Raw genomic sequence first — 19,904 nt, 5'->3', positions numbered from 1 at the left:
TATGATAGATCCAAAATCCATTGAAAAATTAAAAAACCAAATAGACATTGTTAATATCATCGAGCAGTATATCCCTGTTAAAAAGATGGGCTCAAGCTACAAGTGCGTATGTCCGTTTCACGACGACAAAAACCCAAGCATGAGCATAAATCAAAGCAAGCAGATGTATCACTGTTTTGCCTGCAAGGCTGGCGGAGATGCGGTTAAATTTGTGATGGATTATGAAAAACTAACCTACCCAGAGGCGATAGAAAAGATCGCTCAAATTTCAAATTTTAGCCTTGAATACACAAATGACAAGGTGCCAACGCAAAAAGAAAATAAGCACATTTTAGAAAAGGTAAATGCCTTTTATAGAAGCGAGTTTTACAAAAATGAAGCAGCCATTAGATATATCAAGTCGCGCGGTATAAATGATGCGATGATCGAGAAATTTGAGCTTGGCTGGGCTGGGGATAGTAAAAGCACCATTAGGCTTTTGCAAAATGAAAATATCGAGCCTAAAGAGGCGCTTGAAGTTGGCATATTAAAGCAAAATGAGAAGGGAATTTATGCTAGTTTTATCGAGCGCATAACATTTCCCATCTACTCGCACACGACAAGGCTTGTTGGCTTTGGCGGCAGAACGATCTCAGATCACCCTGCAAAATATGTAAATTCGCCCCAAAGTGCGGTATTTGATAAGTCAAAGCTACTTTACGGCTACCACCTAGCTAGGCAAAGTATATTTGAGAAAAATCAGATCATCATAACAGAGGGCTACCTTGACGTCATCATGCTTCACTATGCTGGCTTTACAAACGCTGTTGCAGTGCTTGGAACAGCACTTACTACTAGCCACTTACCACTTTTAAAAAGGGGCGAGATAAGCGTAGTGCTTTGCTTTGACGGCGATGGCGCTGGCATAAATGCAGCCATAAAATCCGCTCACCTGCTAAGCATAAATAAGATAGATACAAAAGTAGTCATCATAAGTAACGGCGCAGATCCTGCTGATATGGTCTTTGCAGGTAAGATAAAGGAGCTAAAAGAGCTCTTTGGCTCTGGCGAGGATGCGGTGAAATTTTACATAGAAAAGATCATGCAAAAGTATGACATCACTCGCTCAATGCAAAGAGATAACTGCCTAAGCGAGATAAAAGCCTATATGGACGAGCTTGGAGAGGAGATAGCAAGCTCGTATGTAACAGAGGTAGCGGCAAGATTTAACCTAACTCCACAAAGCGTGGCAGATAGGTTTGGGCTAAAGCAGAAGCCAAAAAATGAATATAAATTTAAAAAAGAGTTTAAAAAAAAAGATAAAGATGAATTTAGCAACTCTGTCATGGTAGATGAGGTACCAGCTGTGATGAACAAAGACCCACTCGAGTTTGCTCTTTTTAAAACCATGCTAAATAACCCAAACTACAGAGATGAGATACTCTCAAAGCTTGGGGCTAGATACTTTATAAAGCATCCTGAGTATCTAAATGCTATCCTTTATAGATACGACGTGAGCGATGAGGAGATGGTTAGAGAAATTTTAATGGACGAAAAGATCCATGAGATCACCGACCCAACCACTTTGCAAAAGGCTATTTTAAATATGCAAATCGCCTTTTATGAGAATGAACAGCAAATTTTAAAAGGCTCTGACAACCCAAATAAGATAGAAATTTTAGAAAAACTGCTATTTATCATCAAAGATCTCAAGACTCAGCTTTATAAAATTTAAAAACTCACACTTTTTCAGCTTCAAATCATAAAACAAAATGTAAAATGCTTAAAGTAATAAATCTTTTTAAGATTGGCTTTATATTTTAAGGATTTATGATGATAGACGCTAAGAGATTTGAGACAAATTTTAACACTATAAGCGAGTTTGGAGCGCTAAAAGGTGGCGGGCTAACAAGGCTAGCCTTTAGCAAAGAGGACCTTGAAGCAAGAGAATTTCTTATAAATTTGATAGAAAAAAATGGCTTTAAACTTAAAATTGACAATGTCGGCAACATCTATGCCATCTATGATGAGGGCTGCGAAGCGGACGCGAAGCCAGTTTGCGTGGGCTCTCACATAGATAGCGTGCCAAATGGCGGCTTTTATGACGGCACACTTGGCGTTATGGCTGGTCTTGAGGCACTAACTGCGATAAAAGAGACTGGCATCAAGCTAAAACGCCCACTTTGGCTTATAAATTTTAGCTGTGAGGAGTCAAGCCGCTTTAAGACAGCGACTATCGGCAGCAAGATAATAAGCGGCAAACTAAGCCAGCAAAGGCTTCATGAGCTAAAAGATGAAGATGGAATTTCACTTTTTGAGGCGATGAGTGCAGCGGGGTTTAAGCCACAAAATTTAGATGAAGCCATCTTAAAAGAAAACTCCCTACACGCCTATCTTGAGCTTCACATCGAGCAAGGTCCAGTGCTTGAGCGAAGCGCTATAAGCGTTGGCGTGGTAAGTGGTATCGCAGCGCCTATTAGATTTGAGATCACAATACAGGGCAAAGCTGATCACAGCGGCGCAACTCCGATGAATATGCGCAGTGATGCCCTGCTTGCTGCTTCACACATCATAATCGCTGCAAATAAATTTGCTAAAAACAAAAAAACAGCCGTCGCGACCGTTGGCTACGTTCATGCAAAACCAGGCGTTTTAAACGTCGTGCCAGGCGAGGCTAGGCTAGGCGTTGATCTAAGAGATATCGATAAAAAAAGCCTTGATGAGCTAAATTTAGAGCTTAGAAATTTTATAAAAGAGCTAAGCTGCGAGCTAAAATTTAGCTACGAGATAAGAGAGCTAAGTAGCGACGAGCCAGTAAAACTAAGCGAGCACGCCATAAATTTACTTGAAGATGAAGCCAAAAAGCTTGGCATAAAAACTCTTACTTTGCCAAGTGGGGCAGGCCATGATGCGATGAATTTAACAAAGCTTGCAAACAGCGTTGGCATGCTATTTATCCCTTGCGTGGATGGCATCAGCCACAACACCAAAGAGGCGATAAATTTTAAAGACGCCGTAACAGCAACAAAAATTTTAACAAACGCACTAATTAGACTTTCAAACGAGGAGTAGTCATGGATAAAATAGCAAAATTAGCACTATCTTTAAAAGAGGATATGATCAAAGATCGCAGATACTTTCACTCGCACCCAGAAACTGGCTGGTTTACCTTCTTTACGACAGCAGTTTTAGCAAAAAGACTTAGCGAGCTAGGCTATGAGGTGAAGCTTGGCGAAGAGGTCGTAAAAAGCGATGCAAGGCTTGGCGTTGGCAGCAAAGAGCAGTGCCAAAAGGCTATCGAGCGAGCAAAAAGTCTTTTAAATCCTGACGAGGCAAAATACCTTGAATGCATGAAAGATGGCCTAACTGGACTAACAGCCTTCATCGACACAAAAAGACCTGGTAAATTTAGCGCTTTTAGATTTGACATCGATAGCGTTGATGTGACAGAGAGCGCAGAGGCTGCTCATAGACCTTGCAAAGAGGGCTTTGGCTCAGATATCGCTGGTATCACGCACGCTTGTGGGCACGATGGACACATGGCGATTGGTCTAGCGCTTGCAAAGCTGATCGCTAAAAATTTAGACGAGTTTAACGGCAAATTTAAATTTATATTTCAAACCGCAGAAGAGGGCACAAGAGGCGCCGTGTCTATGGAGGCTGCTGGCGTGCTTGAGGGGATCGAGTACCTGCTTGGCGGACACATCGGCTTTCAAGCAGAAACAAATGGGGGCATAGTTTGTGGCACAAACAAGCTGCTTGCAACATCTAAATTTGACGTGCATATCACTGGTCGTTCAGCTCACGCAGCAGGAGCGCCAGAGGAGGGAGCAAATGCCCTTTTAGCCGCTGCTCAAATGGCTCTAAATATGCATGGCATCACAAGGCACGCAAAGGGTGTGACTAGGATAAATGTAGGCGTTTTAAGAGCAGGTGAGGGCAGAAACGTCATCGCACCAAATGGCTATCTAGCCTGCGAAACAAGGGGCGAGGATACAAATTTAAATGAGTTTATGTATAAAAAATGCATGGATATCGTAAAAGGTGTGAGTGAAATTTATGACGTTGAGAGCAAGGTCGTGATGACTGGGGGCACAAGCGGGGCAAATAGCGACAAAGAGGTGACTGAAATTTTCTATGAGGCGGCAAAACAAAGCCCATTTATAGATGACGATAAGATCGTTAAAGAGCTTGACTTTGGCGCTTGCGAGGACTTCGCTCACTTTATGAGAGCTTTGCAAGATAGGGGCGCAAAGAGTGGATATATGATGATAGGAACAAACCTAAAAGCAGGACATCACAACAGCAAATTTGACTTTGACGAGGAGTGCTTGGTCGCTGGGGTTGATATCTATCTAAGGGCTGCTTACAAACTAAACGGAGTGAAAAAATGAAAAATGCTTTACTAATCAGCGCTTCAAGCTACCAAGATACTGGCTACTTGAGACACTGTAAAAACTGGGTTAAGGACTTCTTGGGTGAGAGTGGTAAGGAGGAAATTTTATTTATCCCTTACGCTGGGGTTAGGCGAACAAATGACGAATACGAGCAAAAGGTGATCGACCGCCTAAAAAATAAAAATATAAAGTCGATCCACCACTACGAGGATAAAATTTCAGCTATCAAAAACGCTAGCAGTATCGCAGTTGGCGGTGGCAACACCTTTATGCTGCTTTACACGCTTTATAAGCTAAATTTAATTGAGCCTATAAAAGAAGCTGTGGCAAATGGCGCAAAGTACTTTGGCTGGTCAGCTGGCGCAAATATCGCTGGCAAGACGATGATGACGACAAATGATATGCCTATCATCATGCCAAAGTCCTTTGATAGCCTAAATATCTTCCCATATCAGATCAACCCGCACTTTATAAGTGGCAAGCTAGCAGGACATAATGGCGAGAGCAGGGAGGAGAGGTTGGAGGAATTTTTAATAGCAAATCCAAAAGATACTATCTATGCTTTGCCAGAGGGCACGGCTCTACTTATAAAGGGCGACGAGGCTGAGGTCATAGGACATAGTGAAATTTTAAAATTTGAGTATCAAAAAGAGATAGAAAAAATAGAAGTTGGAACTAAATTTAAAATCTAAACAAGGAGAGAGGTATGGATTCATTCAAGCTAATTGCTGCCATTCTTGGCATCGTTGCAGTTGTAGCACTTCTAGTCTTAAAAAAAGAGACGAGAACGGTGCTAATAGGTGTTGGTTTGGTGCTTTGTATAATCGCACTAAAACCGATGGGCGCACTAAGTGCTTTTACTGACTATATGACAAAAGCAGGGCTTATAAAGGCTATATGTGCCAGTATGGGTTTTGCTTTTGTTATGAAATACACAATGTGCGATAAGCACCTTGTTGCGCTTCTTACAAAGCCACTTAAAAACGTGGGATTTATCTTGATCCCTGTAACAACCGTGCTAACTTACTTTATAAATATCGCTATCCCTTCAGCTGCTGGCTGCTCGGCTGCTGTTGGTGCGACGCTCATACCACTTCTAATGGCATCAGGCGTTCGCCCTGCGATGGCTGGTGCGGCTGTTTTTGCAGGTACATTTGGCTCAGTTCTAAGCCCAGGCTCTGCGCACAACATATATGTGGCTGACCTTGTTAAAAAGACGGTTGAGGGCTACACAGTTCAAGACATCATAAAAGTGCAAATTCCTAGTGCATTTACAGCTCTTGCTATCGTAGTTATCATGCTAACTATCGTTGCCTTGCTCTTTAAAGACTATCAAAAAGGTACAAATTTCACTCTTGAAAATGGCGCAACTAGCGAAGAGAAGTCAGCGTTTAAGGTAAATTTGATCTACGCTCTTATGCCACTTGTCCCGCTTGTCATCTTAGTTATTGGCGGAACAAGCCTAGCAAAAGACTATAGCTTTTTGGCATGGACAAAGATGGGCGTTGCTGAGGCGATGATACTTGGTGCTATCATAGCTATCTTTGCTACGCTTACAAACCCACAAAAGATCACAAAAGAGTTCTTTAACGGCATGGGTCACGCTTACGCTGATGTTATCGGTATCATCATCGCAGCTGGCGTCTTTGTCGCAGGTCTAAAGGCGTGTGGAGCCGTTGATGTGGTCATAGCGTGGCTAAAAACAGATCAAAGCTATGTTAAATTTGGCGGAACATTTGTGCCATTTATCATGGGTATAGTTACAGGCTCAGGCGACGCTGCTACATTTGCGTTTAACGAAGCCGTCACAACAAACGCTGCTGCTCTTGGCTTTGAGCAAGATAAGCTTGGTATGGCTGCAGCAATAGCTGGCTCACTTGGACGTTCAGCTTCTCCGATCGCTGGTGCTGCTATCGTTTGTGCTGGTATCGCTATGGTTAGCCCAGTCGAGCTTGCAAAAAGAACATTTTTAGGAATGTTTCTCTCTGTTGTGGCGATCGCATTTTTCGTCATCTAAAGGATGAAAGATGGATATCGTAGAGAGATTTATAAACTATACGAAATTTAACACCACGACAAATAAAGAGAATGGATTAAAAGGTATCATGCCTTCTAATCCAACCGAGTATGAGCTGGCTCTTTTTATAAAAGATGAGCTTAGCTCGCTTGGCATAAAAGATATCATTTTGCAAGATAATGCTATCTTGATAGCAAAAATTCCTGCAAACTGCGAAAATGCCCCAAGTATCGCCTTTTTTGCACACTTAGATACAAGTAGCGAGCAAAAAAACGATACAAAAGCTAAGATAGTAAAATACACAGGCGGCGACATCTGTCTAAACGAAGAGCAGGGAATTTATCTTAAATTTAGCGACAATCCAGAGCTTAAAAAATACGTTGGTGACGACATAGTCGTTACTGACGGCACTAGCTTGCTTGGCGCTGACGATAAGGCGGCGATCGCTAGTATCGTAAATATGGCTATCTTTTTCATGCAAAATCCTGATGTAAAGCATGGCAAGATCGTGATCTGCTTCGTGCCTGATGAGGAGCAGGGCTTGCTTGGTGCAAAGGCGCTTGATGTAAATTTGCTTGGAGCCGACTTTGGCTACTGCTTAGACTGTTGCGAGAGAGGCGAGCTAATATACGAAAACTGGAACGCGGCTGACTGCACGATGGTCTTTAAAGGCGTTTCGGCTCATCCGATGAACGCAAAGGGCAAGCTTGTAAATTCGCTACTTTTAGCGCATAAATTTATCTCGCTATTACCAGGCGGCGAAGTGCCAGAGTGCACCGAGGGCAAAGAGGGCTATTTCTGGGTGAAAGAGCTTAGCGGAAACAGCGCAAAGACGACGCTCAAGATCGACATAAGAGAATTTGATGAGGTGAAATTTCAAAAAAGGCTTGAGTTTTTAAGTGATATGGCAAATTCTTTTAACAAAATTTATGGGCAGCGTTGTGATATCACGCTAACAACACGCTATGAAAATGTCTTTAAGTTCTTAAAAGACGAAAACTCACTGCCTATAAAACTGGCAAAAGATGCCTTTAGCGAGCTAAATATCACGCCAAACATAAAGCCGATGCGAGGCGGATATGACGGCGCTGCGATCTCTGCAAAGGGCGTGCCAACGCTAAATTTATTCACAGGCGGAAACAACTTTCACTCTATCTTCGAGTACTTGCCAGTTAGCAGCCTAAAAGACGCAAGCGAAGTGATTAAAAAAATCGTAATTAACGCTACTAAATAAACTTCATAAAAGCCTAGATTTAGTAAATTTAGGCTTTAAATTTTACTTTTTGGGACAAAAATGAAGGCTTTAGCTTTGTTTAGCGGAGGGCTTGATAGTATGCTCTCTATGAAAATAATAAGCGATCAAAATATCGAAGTGGTCGCACTTTATATGGATACTGGATTTGGCGTGGATGAGGAGAAGCACGAAGTTTTAAGGCGCCGTGCAGCCTTGGCTGGGGCTAGCCTAAAGGTGGTTGATATGAGAAACGAGTATCTTCGTGACGTGCTTTTTAACCCAAAATACGGCTACGGCAAGCAGTTTAACCCTTGCATCGACTGCCACGGATATATGTTTAAAACCGCTCTTAATATGCTAAAAAGCGAAAATGCAAATTTTATAATCACAGGCGAAGTCGTAGGACAAAGGCCGATGAGCCAGCGAAGAGACGCACTCTTTCAGGTTAAGCGCCTAGCTGATGACGAGGATGATCTAGTGCTTCGTCCGATGTGTGCTAAGCTCTTGCCACCAACTAAGCCAGAGCGCGAGGGCTGGGTCGATAGAGAGAAGCTACTTGACATAAGTGGGCGCGATAGAAAGCCGCAGCTTGCTTTGGCGAAGAAATTTGGCTTTGAGGACTTTGCAACGCCTGGAGGCGGGTGTTTGCTAACGATCGAGAGCTTTGCAGTAAAGATAAAAGACTACTTGAAATTTGATAAAGAGATGCGAGATATCGATGTTACGTGGCTAAAGCTTGGTAGGCATCTGCGCTTGGTAGAGGGTGCTAAAATGATAATAGGACGTGATGAGAGCGATAATAACGCACTTTTGGCCCATCCAAATGATAAATTTGAGCAAGTGAAATTTAAAGAGAGCGATGACATCGTGGGAGCTGTTAGCTTCATAAGCAAAAACGCTAGTAAAGCTGACAAAGAGCTTGCTGCAAGGCTCGCACTAGCTTATACAAAAGCTAGCAAAGATGATGAATTTGAAGTTAGCATCGCTAATGAGAAATTTATTATTAGGCCTGAAGATAAAAAGCTAGCACAAGAGTTTTTTGTGAAGTAAATTTGTATAATTAAAACACCATTTTCCTTTTAAAATTGGTATTAGACTAAGCAAAACTGAAAAATCACTGTATCAGATAGACCAAAAGTGTTTCACATGGCTGATGACAAGAATTTATTCAATATTAAAGCTTAGACAAAGAAATTTTATAAAGAATTCTTACACTGCGACATAAGCGATAAAGAGGTTGGTTATATTCTAAACGGGCTAAATCCAGAAGGTAAATAGAATTTATAAAATTTTGGGCTATTTTTATAATTTTTAGTATTATTTTAGGTATTAAATCAAGGATAAAAATGCAAACCATACAAGCAAATTTCACAGCTAGCATAAGCGAGCTAAAAAAGTCTCCAGCTCAAATTTTTAAAACAAGCTGGAGATAATGTCGTAGCTATACTAAACCACAATGTCCCTAGCGCATATCTAGTGCCTAGTGCTGTCTATGAAAAGATGACAGAGATAATAGAAGAGTATCATCTAAGCAAGGCAGTAGATACTGCTCTAGTAAGTGGTGAAAAACCAGTAAAAGTAAGCTTAGATGAGATATGAGTTAGAATTTTGCTAAGCGTAAAAAAGAGGACTTTATAATAAATTTTAAAATATTTGCTGTCCAATCTTTTAATAATAGAAAATTTGACAAAAAGTAAAGGGTAAATTTGTCGAAAACATTTTGCAAAAATTTAAAAAACTGTACCATACTTTTAGGAAATTTTAAAGAAATGGAAACTGCAAAAAGGGCAGTTAGAGTATCGATAAGTAGGGCATCTATGGTGTCAAGGTGGAGAATTGAACTCCCGACCTCCGGCTTATGAGATAAATTTTTAAATATCGCTTAAGGCCTTGCTACATCGCCATTACAAACAGCTTTTCCCAATAAGCACTAGTCAAGTGTCCCACTTTTGTTCCACTACAAATCCATGGTACACCTAAAAAACCGCAATGGAATTTATTACTACCGAAGCGTCATCGCACCAAATGCAAGAAAAGTCTTAAAGTGCTCAAGAGAGCTATCTTTCTCCTTGGGGACTTATTCCTTATTAAAAGCCAGAAAATCTGCTAGAATTTATGATAGATATATTTATCTCATAACAAAGGCAGTGGATATGAAGCTAAATCAGGGAATTATAGATTCGTTAGTCGATAGCTTTATGCAGGCAAAGATCGATAAGAGCATAAAAGAGCATTCGCTTTATGATAAAAAGATAGATATTGACTTTGCAGATGCGCTAAATAGGCATTTTAAAGAGGCTTTAAAAAATGATAGCTTTCCTGATTTACTTAATAAAAGTAATGAGACTTTAAATAGCATGGCTAAAATTTTATCTAATAGTCTATATAAAGCCATAGATCAAGATGATAAAGCCAGCATAGCTCAAACCCTGCTTGAAAAACATATATTGTCCCTAAACTACCTAATATCAAAGCTTGACAAGAGCGCAAACCTTGTGTCTAAAAGACTTAAATTCTTAAGTAAACAAGATGAAAGTTATAAATTTGAGCCAACTGGTATAGATAGCTTCCAAGATAATATCAGTGCTCTAGATGAAGCAAATGGGCTACCTCTTAAAAAAGAAGATATCAAAAGTCTAGCTAAAAATTTCTCACATGCCATAATGGCAACTGCCGAGCAACAATACGGACTTAACACTCCTTTTAAGCTAGTAAAAACAAAAGGTGATGAGAGAAGTGCAGAGCAGATACTATCTGCTAATAGTCATCTAATAGGCAAGCGCATAAAAGTAGGAGATAGTAGCTTTGGCATGGGTAGTTTAAACGATGAGGCAGTCCAAGAATACGAGATAGTGCCATGTTCTCCTAGTAAAAGAAAGGTAGAGAGTAGGGAGATCATCACACTAAAAACAGCATTTGAAAATTTTACAGCTAATACTAGCGTTAGCCAAAAGTGGTCAAGTAGCACTATGGATCTGGTAAATATTGTAGGCAATATATTATTTAAATTTTTTCATCCGAACAAAGATATCACAACCATATCACGAGATGATCTACTTAAATTTAGAAATACTTTAGCTCTCATACCAACCAAGCTAAACCAAAAAGCCAAATATAAAGACAAAAGCTTAGAGCAGATAATACGCATAGGCAAAAATGATGCCAAGCTATCACAAGTAACCATACAAAAATATATGATAAGAGTAGTGCAGTTCTTTAAGTATTGCTATAACAGCGACTACATAAGTAAGAGCATCATAAATGACCTAAACGTAAAAGTAGAGATAAATCCAATGGAGCGTAAGGTGCTACCTTATAGTAAAGAAGAGGCTAATACTATCTTTAAAATAGTCTAAAATTTTAAAGAGACCAACAAGTCACCAAGCAATCGCATAAGCGCAAATGATCTATACTATATAACCATGATAGCAGCATATAGTGGCATGAGGATAAACGAAATAGTTCAGCTAAGAGCACGTGACATTGTGCAGCACAATAATGTGCTTTGCTTTAGCATAAATAGAGATGATGGCAAGAGCACCAAAAACATAAACTCCATAAGGCTTGTGCCAGTTCATAGCAAGCTAATAGAGCTTGGACTAATGGAGTTTATAAAACAAAGAGCTAGTGCAAATAAAAGCATCTTCAAAGTAAGTAACAAAGACTTTTCAGAAATTTTTAGATCACAAATACAACGAAAGCTAATAAGCAGCGACAAACAAAAGACTTTTTACTCGTTTAGGCACTATTTTATAGATACGCTTGTCCAACAAGAAGTAGAGCCAAACATCATAGCTCAAATAGTAGGACATGAGAAACAATATAAAATTTTACTTGGAACATATGCCACAAACATAAACGCTAGTGTTTTAAAAGCAAAAGTTGAAATGGTATGCTATTAGACATATGGTTTATATGAATGTATGCTTCCTTCTATAAACCATAATCTACTTGCTTGATGTTAAATCGCTAATCCTTTATATTATGCTCTTTAGCGTAAGATAATATCTTTTGCCTAAGATCTTCAGGGAAGCTATCTCTATACATCACTGGTGTTAGAGGATTTAGCTTTTTATCTAATTTACCAGCCTCATATAGTCTTGTTAGCTCTTCTGGTGTATTGTAGTATGGAGCATTAGGATATCCCTCTGGTGGGGTTAGGGACATTATTTTTGCTTCTAGGAGGGTTGAGTCAATAAAAAGAGAAATATCTCTCTCTTCCATTTCTTGCGGAAATCCAGGAATTTCATATTTATCTTGAAAATTTGTTAATTCTTTTTTTACATAAGAAAAAAATTCCTCCCTCGTAGTCTCGTTTGCATCTATATCTCTAGGGTCTAGTAGCTTTCCTTCATCCTCTACAAGCTCTCTTAGGTCTTTATATAAAGAGTTATCTGGCATTGCCGCTACCCCACCTCTATTAAAATCCATCACGAAGTAGCTTCCTACTATCTCATCAAGATAAGGCATCATTCCATATTCATCTAGTGGAGGATTTTTAGCTAGTTTTCTAAACTCTTCAGCTATTTGTAAATTTTTATTTAAGCCTACTAGATAGGTAGAGTATTCAAATAAATCAGCTAATGCCTCTAGGGCTCCGTCTTGACCAAGCTGAGCTGATAAAAACATTGATTGATATGCCCTTGCTTTAAATCCTGCATAACCTAATCCAACACCTCCTACAAATCCTCCTATATCTCCTAATACTCCTGCACATATATTCCACTCTGCTGCAAATAATTCTGATTTTAATGTACCTTTGTGAGCATTTACTTCATCATAAATTTCAGCATACTCTGGCTTTGTTAGTTTGCCATTACTATCCACTCTACCTATGGCATCATCTGGGATATCTATCATAGTGCATTTTAGATTGCTTCTTTTTACTAGATAGATATATCTATCTCTTTTATCTTTTAGGCTTTCATAGTAGGCTTTTTCTGATTTAGTCCAAGGAGATAGTTTATTTGAGCTTGATTTATAGCTAATGTCTAGCCATGGTTTAAATGCTAAATAGTCTGTTTGACCTAGAGAATTTGGTTTAGGGTTATAGTATAAGGGTTTATAGTTCTTATATGGGGATGAGTCTAGGATGGAGCGGGAATCTAGAACTAGCTTAGATAATAAGTCATTATGTGTTTGGCCTTTTATCTCATTTTCTGAAACAATCAAATTTGTCTTTTTATCAAATTTTACCTCTCTGCCATTGTGGGCTATAACCGTATATGTATTACTATTATCCATTAAATTTCCTTTATCTTGTAATTTTCCTTTGCTTATTACCACTACTACTGCGACTGCTAAAAGAGCTATGATGATAAATATTATCTTCTTCATTGATTATCCTATATATAGACCATCTTCCATAACTATGGTAGTGGCTAGACGACCTACTAGGCGAGGAGACATATCTTTTTTGCCTCTAGATTTGTTTTTAGGAAATCTACACCCCACATATATACCCTTTATGTTATTGCTGCCAATAGTATCAAGAGCTTCTACTAGATCTCTTGAGAGGTTACGATGAGTATTGTCATAGTTTGTGTTAAAAATTCCTAGTCTAAGCTTATATATAATATTTGCAGCCTCTTGATAGGCATCTATGGCATAAGACAAACCACCCCTATCTTGACTATTACCTTTTCTATAAGCGTCATACACCTCTTTCTCCTCTTTAACATCTAAATTTAGCTCCCTTATCTCTACATCAGATTCAGTGTATCTACTTCTAGCATATTTAAAGTAGTTTGCATCTATCTCATTACCAGCTCCTCTTAGCTCATCTAAGCATAGATAGGCACTAAGGTTATTTAGTGCTAGTTTAGAGGCTAGGTTAAAAGATAGTTTGTTTTTCTTATGGTCTATATCGTAGTATATAAAAGAGTTATAGTCTAGTCCTCCACTACTTATATTGGCTCCTAGAAATAGTCTATTTAAATTTAGGCTTATATAGTTTTGATAGATCATTACTGGATAGTAACAATAGCTATTTGTACTATTTTTATCATAAGCTTCTTTTATAGACATAGGTTTATATGAGATATTATTTAGTGCGTAAGCTTCATTAAATTTATATGTGTATCTTGTGTGCATTATCTCGTTGTAGTTCTCTTCTAGTTTTTCATAGGATGTTTTCCAAAGTTCTAATGCGCCACTAACCATAGAAGCACCTATGCTCTTACCTAGTGATCCCGCATAATCTTTTATTAGTCTCTTTATCTCTTGAAAATCTGTATAGCTAAACCTATGAGTATATCTCATAAAGGTATATGTTGTGATCTCTGTATAAGTTATACTTAGTTTATAATACTCCATCGCCATATGAAGCCTAAAAGCATTTGAAGCTTGAATGATTAGATTAAGCTTTGAATGTTGTAAAACTACGCTTGTAGTTTTTAGACTTGTTATTAGCAAGATATATCTATCTATCTCTTTAGTCTTTCTTGCACCAAGTAGACTTTTTACTAAATTTAATACCCCAAGCTCATCAAGAAATGTTTCTCTTAGTGCCTTTGCGTCTTTATTAAATATATAAGAGCCAAGTGATTCATATATCTTAGATATGCCATCTTCACCAACAAATTTTGCTAGTGGAAATACCTCTTCTATAGTAGTTTTTACTAGTAATGAGGTTACCTCTTTATTTATATCTCTATCATTGCTATATGCTATATCTTTTAAATTTATAGCCTCTTTTAGAGTGTTTTTATTCTTAGCGGCGATAGCCTCTTTTATAGTAGCTTCATCTTTTTTATAGTTCTCATCTATCTTATCAGATTGCTCTATAAGAAGTTTCATCAGATCTTTTTGCAAAGGATCTTTGATATCTGCGTTTTTACCAACTTCATTTTCTGCTAAAAGCTCTTCAACGCTAACTACATCCTTGTTATTTACTCCATCCATATATTTAGAAATTTCTTCTATACATAGATACTCGCCACTTTTTAGACCACTACTTTTTACTGAGTCTTTATAAAAAAATAGCTTTACATCTCTATCAAAAATTCTTATTATAGAGTTTGAGTGTAGGGCTTTTATTTCATCATCTTCTATTACTATATGTTCATCACCATCTTTAATGCTTTTCTTTATCATTTTTTTTGAATAGCTTTTAGTTATTATAAAGTAAGCTACGCCAAGAGATAGTGCCTCTATGAAAGAGTAGCGTTTTGGGAGGGTTTGTATTATACGTTGCATTTGTGGGTAGTACTCATCTGCGGTTGATGAGCCATTTTTTATATCATCTATGATTTGGCTTGAGATACTACTATTGTTATATGCTTCAGTCTCTCTTCTGTTTAAAGTGTTTTCATTTACCTTATCAAATACTGCTTTAAAAGAGAGAGTTACCTTTTTCATATACTCTTCTTCACTTTTTTTGATCTTCTCCATATCATTTGGCTGCTTAGCATAAGCATTTACATGAGAGAAATTTGTCTTAAATAACTCTTCGTATTTGGTGTAATTATCAAGATAGTTAGTGTCATCTTGATAGGCGATCTCTTTAAATTCTTCTCTCTTTTGCTCTATGTTGTCTATATATTTTTTATCTATCCTTGCAAATGGGGATAAATTTAAAACAAGAGTTGATTTATTGTTTTCCTTATTGATGTTTATGCTGTACTGGCTGTAGTCCTTAATAGGACTTAGGGTCTTTATATCGGTGAATTTTTGTTTTACTAGGTTGGATTTGTTGGGTCTATTTAGCTCGTCTTCTATCACTTGATCTAGGCATTTACTTATTACTTCTTCTCTTAGCCCTGCACTTGATCTAAAAGGTGAGTTTGATAGCACAACATAGTTTTTATTTAAATTTGAAAAATCTTTGCTGTTCATCTCATCGTTTGCAGATGTGCCATTTTTATCGGACTTGTTCGCTATTAGATTGGCTAGTTTTATAGAGTTGAAATTTGAAGCACAGATAAAATTTAAATTTGCATTTAGTCCTTTTATTTGATCCTTTAGTCTTTTAAAGAGCGTATCATCACTAGAGCCAAAGCCTAAGTTTTTATTTACTATATCATAAGAGCAAATATCCTTAGTATGATCAAACACCGATAGATCATCTAAATGACCAAATACACTATATCCCTCATCTGCATTGCAATTAACCTCATTTAGGTTATTATCGTCTCTAAAGTAGATATAGTCTAAATTTAGGTGGGTAAAGTCTATAAAAAAGCCAGAGTTAGAAGATTTATCTTGCTTAAATACTAATACATTGCAACTTGAGTTTATATTTAGGGTATTTATAATAGAAGCAAATCTAGATGTGAAAAAGCTAAGGATAGGCAAGGTTACGCCATAAAGAGATCTATTACTTTGATGCTCAACCATCTTGTAGGTTAATTTACTAAGCTCATAGAATAAAAAGCATCCGTTTGCCTTTTTAAGCGCAGCCTTTGGGTCACTTAGATCAACTATGCTTAGTATAAAAAGAAATATTTGTTTGAGTAAAAACTCTCCGCTTTCTTTATTTAGCTCGCTTAAATTCTTATCTAACTCTCTAAAACACTCTTCAATGCTTTTTTCAAATTTAGCTCCATCTAGTCCCTCGCTAGATATCAAAGAGCTAGCATCGCTTAGTAGATCATTTTTTAAGGTATTTAGGCACTCTTTTACGATATCTTTGGTGTCATCATAGTTGGATACTATGACCTCAAACATATCATAAAAACTTATAGCTTCTGTCTTTGTTTCACCCATGTTTTTTAGCAAATTTCTCTCGTGCTCATCCTGAGCAGCTTCAAGTTCAGCTTCATATCTTGCTTTGCTTTTTATGGGGCTTATCTTCTCTTTTAAATTTGCAAAAAACTTGTCAACTGCACTCTTTTTATGGACAATCTTTACTGGTATATCTCTATATTCAAATTCTCTTATTCTATTTAGCTTGCTATCAGTAAAGCTCTCTTTATCTATATAAAAGTCAGATACGATCGATACATCTTTTTTATCTCTCTTCTTAGAAAATATTAGATTAGATATGATCTCATTAGCTATGCCGTTAGAGTACGATGTGAGTGAATTCAAACTAGACGTATAAAGAGTTACACATTTTGCATCAGCCATATACTCTTTTATCTTTTTTAATGTCTCTTCGCAAGAGTAGGTTATTTTTATTTCGTTGTTTTGCATATTAAGCCACCACTACTGTTTTTGATATTTTATTGTGATTGTATTTATAATATTATTAATTTATTATGGGATAAAGGAAGGTAGGAAATGTTTGATACTTGGGCTTATATTTTTTAGTTTGCCAAGTTAGTTAGATAAAGCAATCTAAATTACTAACACAATTATGCTATAATCATGTCATATTATTAAAAGGAAATAGCATATGCCTCAAATAGTACCTATAAAAGAGCTTAGAAACACAAATGAAATTTCACAGCTATGTAATAGCAAGGATGAACCAATATTTGTAACTAAAAATGGCTATGGAGACTTGGTTGTGATGAGCATAAAGACATACGATAAGCTAGTAGCCACAGCCGATATCGATAGCGCCATCGCATCATCTGAAGCCAAGATAACAGCAGATACAAAGATGCTAGAAGCAAAAGATGTTTTTGCTAGTTTAAAAGATAAGTATCTTGAGTAAGTATAAAATCCTTGTCTCACCACAAGCTTATGAAGAGCTTGAAGCAATATATAAATATATCGCACTATCTTTGCTCTCGTCAGGTGCTGCAAACTCTACGCTAGAGGCTATCAAAAACGCTATTCTTAGCCTAGATGAGATGCCAAATCGTGGTGCTATTAGAAAAGTTGGCAGATATGCCAATATGGGCTATAGACAGCTATTTGTTAAAAACTATACAGTGATTTATAGGGTCAATGAAAAAGATAAGGCCGTTATAATCATTACTGTTAGATATACGCCAAGCGCTTTTTAGACATATAACTTTAATAATATCTTTCTAGAGAAATATCCACCCATCCTAATACTCTCTCATCTGCGAAAATATACATAACATCACATGCTATACATGACGTCACCTACTGCATGTTACATCATGTACTATACATTTATACATTACATCATGTGCTGCATGTTACATCACATACTTGACGTGACATCATGTACTGCACATTACATCACATGCAGTATGTTACATTATGAATTTATCTGTTATAATTCAAGAAAATTTAATGTCAGTTTCTAGCATATTTATCAACATTTTTAGTATGTTGATAAATAAACTTACTTAGCAAGCTCAACCTGAGCTTGCTGTAAGGTCTTAGTCGGACGGGCAAAATTTTTATTTACAAAGATACAACCTAAACAAAACTTTATCCTTAAAGATGACCTTTGTCGATAAAATGTCTAAGTTTTATTTAAGATAAATACTACTTTAAGATATGCAAAAACCTCTCTCAAAATTTCACTCATAAAATTTCTTACTTTTAAAACAACAATCCCTATCCATAAAATGCTAAAAACAAACAAAATATAAATGGCTAAATTTACAAATGCTAGAGAGCGACCTTTGAGAGTCGGCGGATCTTTTGCGCTCAGTCTCAAACCTCATATCTCATCAATACTGCATGCCGGTGCTTGGTCTTATCTTTTTGCGATACGCTCTGGGGAGAGTTACCTGAGTGCTATGATAATATGAGTATCTCGGCGTGCAGAGAGAAAATTTACGAGTATGTCTATATGAGATATAGGAGTGTTGCGTAGGATATACCGCAAGTTTGTAAGCTAGCCGTGTAAATTTATTAAGTAAAATTTACACGGCTAGCTTACTTTGGTGGCTTAAATTTATAGATTACGCATTGTAAAATTTAAAGGATGCTAGCTACCACATCTCCATCAAAGCATCATCTTTCGTAAATTTACTCCTTAGCTCTGGCATATCATTTACTATCATCTCTTTTAGCTCAGGATTGGTGCTTGTTATTTCTAGCAAAAGACCTAAGCTTTTGTCATTAAAGTCTCTTAGCCTGATATTTTCTTTTTGCAAACTTTCGGTTTTACGTGTTAGAGATTGATTTTCTTTATCCTTGCTCTTTATCAATGCACTTTGTTCATCTATCTTTATTTGCTGATTGGTATGTGCTTTTACTCTATTTTTAAGATGTGTTATCTCTTTTTCTTGCTCAGCTTGGGTTTCTTTTAAATCATTTAGCTCTTTTTCTAGCTGTTCTTTTTCTTTTAAGACTTCTAAGCTTTTCTCTCTATCTTCCTCTATGATCTTGTTTTGTTCTGTTACTTGCTCAGCAAGAAGCTCTACCTTTTCTTTTAGCTGCTCATCAGATGTGATGGTTATATTCTCTTGCAGCTGTTCAAAAACAGAATTTGTAAATTCTGCTAAAAATGCTTTTTCGCTACTAGCTTCCATTTTAAAATAGTTGATCTCTTCTCTTAAAAACTTGTATTTTGGCTTTATATATTTTTTGCCATACTAATTACCTGCTCTCTAATCTTGCCCTTTAACTCTTTCTCGCTATTATATTCAATTGCTGTTTGGTGCATTTGGGTTAAATTCTTATGTCTATTTTTACTTGACTTACCACGAAGCACCTGACCTTCAAATGCCTCGGCTCCCATATCTTGTAGATCTTTACCAAATTTTGCTGTTTTTGACCTGCCGCTAAATCTCAAATTTGCATGCTTTTCAAAGTTGTAGTTTGTAAAGATGATGTGATAGTGTTTGGTCTTTTCGTCATTATGTTCAGCCACAAGCAGACACTTTGAGCCATACTTCGCGCAGTATGCGTTTACAAATCTCATTACTCTATCCATATGTATGTTTTCATTTATAAATTTTGACTCTTCGTCGTTTAGCCCTTCTTTTGGCTCCTTCTCTCTGTCTGTACCAAATGTGATGATGACTTCACAAAAACTAGCCATATCTTTGCGCCAAGCTCTACGTATAACTATATCTTTACCTTGTCGTTTTTGTGTGTAGGATTGCTTGCCATAGTCTTCTTTAAAGCTATCCTGAAAGCCTTTAAGTAAATTCTTTACAAAAGCCATATTATGCAGCTCATCATCTTTGCCGTTAGCATCTCTCATATTGCCATTGCCATTAAACTCGCTTAGGAGCTTGTAGCGATTAATAGTGGCTGGGGTTTTGTTGAGATACTTTATATGCTCAGTCTGATTTTTCTCACGGCACGCATGTGCAAATCTACCTATGGCTCTACCATATGTTAAAAAACCTGACCTCACATTTATGACTAGGCTGTGATCATTTACTATATATGCATTAGCCATGGTAAATCACCTCACCATTTGAACTTTCTCTCGTGCTAGCAGTGCTAGTTACTA

At 37.3% G+C, this 19,904-nt stretch carries 16 protein-coding genes; 12 read left to right on the top strand and 4 right to left on the bottom strand.

The window, feature by feature from the left end:
• Position 1 precedes the first annotated feature (1 nt).
• From dnaG to CVT08_RS10265, 10 genes are all read left to right on the top strand, one after another.
• Positions 2-1,714, top strand: coding sequence for a DNA primase (gene dnaG, locus CVT08_RS08395; protein ID WP_187153559.1), 1,713 nt, complete (start codon positions 2-4; stop codon positions 1,712-1,714).
• A gap of 98 nt (positions 1,715-1,812) precedes the next feature.
• A complete protein-coding gene (locus CVT08_RS08390; RefSeq protein WP_107855794.1) occupies positions 1,813-3,051 on the top strand; it encodes a M20 family metallo-hydrolase in 1,239 nt (412 codons plus the stop codon).
• 2 nt (positions 3,052-3,053) lie between these two features.
• The gene (locus tag CVT08_RS08385; RefSeq protein WP_107855795.1) at positions 3,054-4,373 is read left to right on the top strand and encodes an amidohydrolase; all 1,320 of its coding nucleotides are present in this window, start codon (positions 3,054-3,056) and stop codon (positions 4,371-4,373) included.
• Entirely contained in the window at positions 4,370-5,068 is a 699-nt protein-coding gene (gene pepE, locus CVT08_RS08380; protein ID WP_107855796.1) for a dipeptidase PepE, read from the top strand. Before CVT08_RS08385 ends, pepE begins: the two co-directional genes overlap by 4 nt.
• A 14-nt stretch (positions 5,069-5,082) precedes the next feature.
• On the top strand, positions 5,083-6,393 hold the full coding sequence (dcuC, locus tag CVT08_RS08375) for a C4-dicarboxylate transporter DcuC (protein WP_107855797.1): 1,311 nt from the start codon (positions 5,083-5,085) through the stop codon (positions 6,391-6,393).
• Between the two features lie 10 nt (positions 6,394-6,403).
• Complete coding sequence (gene pepT / locus CVT08_RS08370) at positions 6,404-7,627, top strand: peptidase T (RefSeq protein WP_107855798.1); 1,224 nt, start codon at positions 6,404-6,406, stop codon at positions 7,625-7,627.
• Positions 7,628-7,687: 60 nt separating this feature from the next.
• Positions 7,688-8,677 (top strand): argininosuccinate synthase domain-containing protein, encoded by a 990-nt coding sequence (locus tag CVT08_RS08365; RefSeq protein WP_107855799.1) that lies wholly within the window; start codon positions 7,688-7,690, stop codon positions 8,675-8,677.
• A gap of 426 nt (positions 8,678-9,103) precedes the next feature.
• Complete coding sequence (locus tag CVT08_RS10330) at positions 9,104-9,226, top strand: hypothetical protein (protein WP_265094479.1); 123 nt, start codon at positions 9,104-9,106, stop codon at positions 9,224-9,226.
• 554 nt (positions 9,227-9,780) lie between these two features.
• On the top strand, positions 9,781-10,983 hold the full coding sequence (locus CVT08_RS08355) for a hypothetical protein (protein ID WP_230855929.1): 1,203 nt from the start codon (positions 9,781-9,783) through the stop codon (positions 10,981-10,983).
• 36 nt (positions 10,984-11,019) lie between these two features.
• Positions 11,020-11,529, top strand: coding sequence for a site-specific integrase (locus CVT08_RS10265; protein WP_345942938.1), 510 nt, complete (start codon positions 11,020-11,022; stop codon positions 11,527-11,529).
• A 67-nt stretch (positions 11,530-11,596) separates the two neighbouring features.
• Here CVT08_RS10265 and CVT08_RS08350 read toward each other — a convergent pair whose 3' ends face one another.
• Both CVT08_RS08350 and CVT08_RS08345 read right to left on the bottom strand, forming a co-directional pair.
• Positions 11,597-12,964 (bottom strand): thioredoxin reductase, encoded by a 1,368-nt coding sequence (locus tag CVT08_RS08350; RefSeq protein WP_107855800.1) that lies wholly within the window; start codon positions 12,962-12,964, stop codon positions 11,597-11,599.
• A gap of 3 nt (positions 12,965-12,967) precedes the next feature.
• Positions 12,968-16,762, bottom strand: a complete 3,795-nt coding sequence (locus tag CVT08_RS08345; RefSeq protein WP_196381001.1) for a hypothetical protein — start codon at positions 16,760-16,762, stop codon at positions 12,968-12,970.
• Between the two features lie 202 nt (positions 16,763-16,964).
• Here CVT08_RS08345 and CVT08_RS08340 point away from each other — a divergent pair, with 202 nt between their 5' ends.
• Both CVT08_RS08340 and CVT08_RS08335 read left to right on the top strand, forming a co-directional pair.
• Positions 16,965-17,228: a type II toxin-antitoxin system prevent-host-death family antitoxin gene (locus tag CVT08_RS08340; RefSeq protein ID WP_021086499.1), complete on the top strand. Its 264-nt coding sequence runs from the start codon at positions 16,965-16,967 to the stop codon at positions 17,226-17,228.
• Positions 17,221-17,523 (top strand): type II toxin-antitoxin system RelE/ParE family toxin, encoded by a 303-nt coding sequence (locus CVT08_RS08335; RefSeq protein ID WP_107855804.1) that lies wholly within the window; start codon positions 17,221-17,223, stop codon positions 17,521-17,523. Before CVT08_RS08340 ends, CVT08_RS08335 begins: the two co-directional genes overlap by 8 nt.
• Before the next feature lie 906 nt (positions 17,524-18,429).
• On the opposite strand, the gene CVT08_RS08330 is transcribed toward CVT08_RS08335, so the two are convergent.
• Complete coding sequence (locus CVT08_RS08330) at positions 18,430-18,972, bottom strand: hypothetical protein (RefSeq protein WP_107855805.1); 543 nt, start codon at positions 18,970-18,972, stop codon at positions 18,430-18,432.
• Positions 18,973-19,016: 44 nt separating this feature from the next.
• Positions 19,017-19,850 carry a hypothetical protein gene (locus CVT08_RS08325; protein WP_107855806.1) on the bottom strand — a complete coding sequence of 278 codons (834 nt, stop codon included), beginning with the start codon at positions 19,848-19,850 and terminating at the stop codon, positions 19,017-19,019.
• Positions 19,851-19,904 lie beyond the last annotated feature (54 nt).

This window comes from Campylobacter concisus, assembly GCF_003048835.2.
Lineage (GTDB): Bacteria > Campylobacterota > Campylobacteria > Campylobacterales > Campylobacteraceae > Campylobacter_A > Campylobacter_A concisus_D.
Note: the sequence above shows the minus strand (reverse complement) of the source record. Positions and strands in the feature narration are given on the sequence as shown.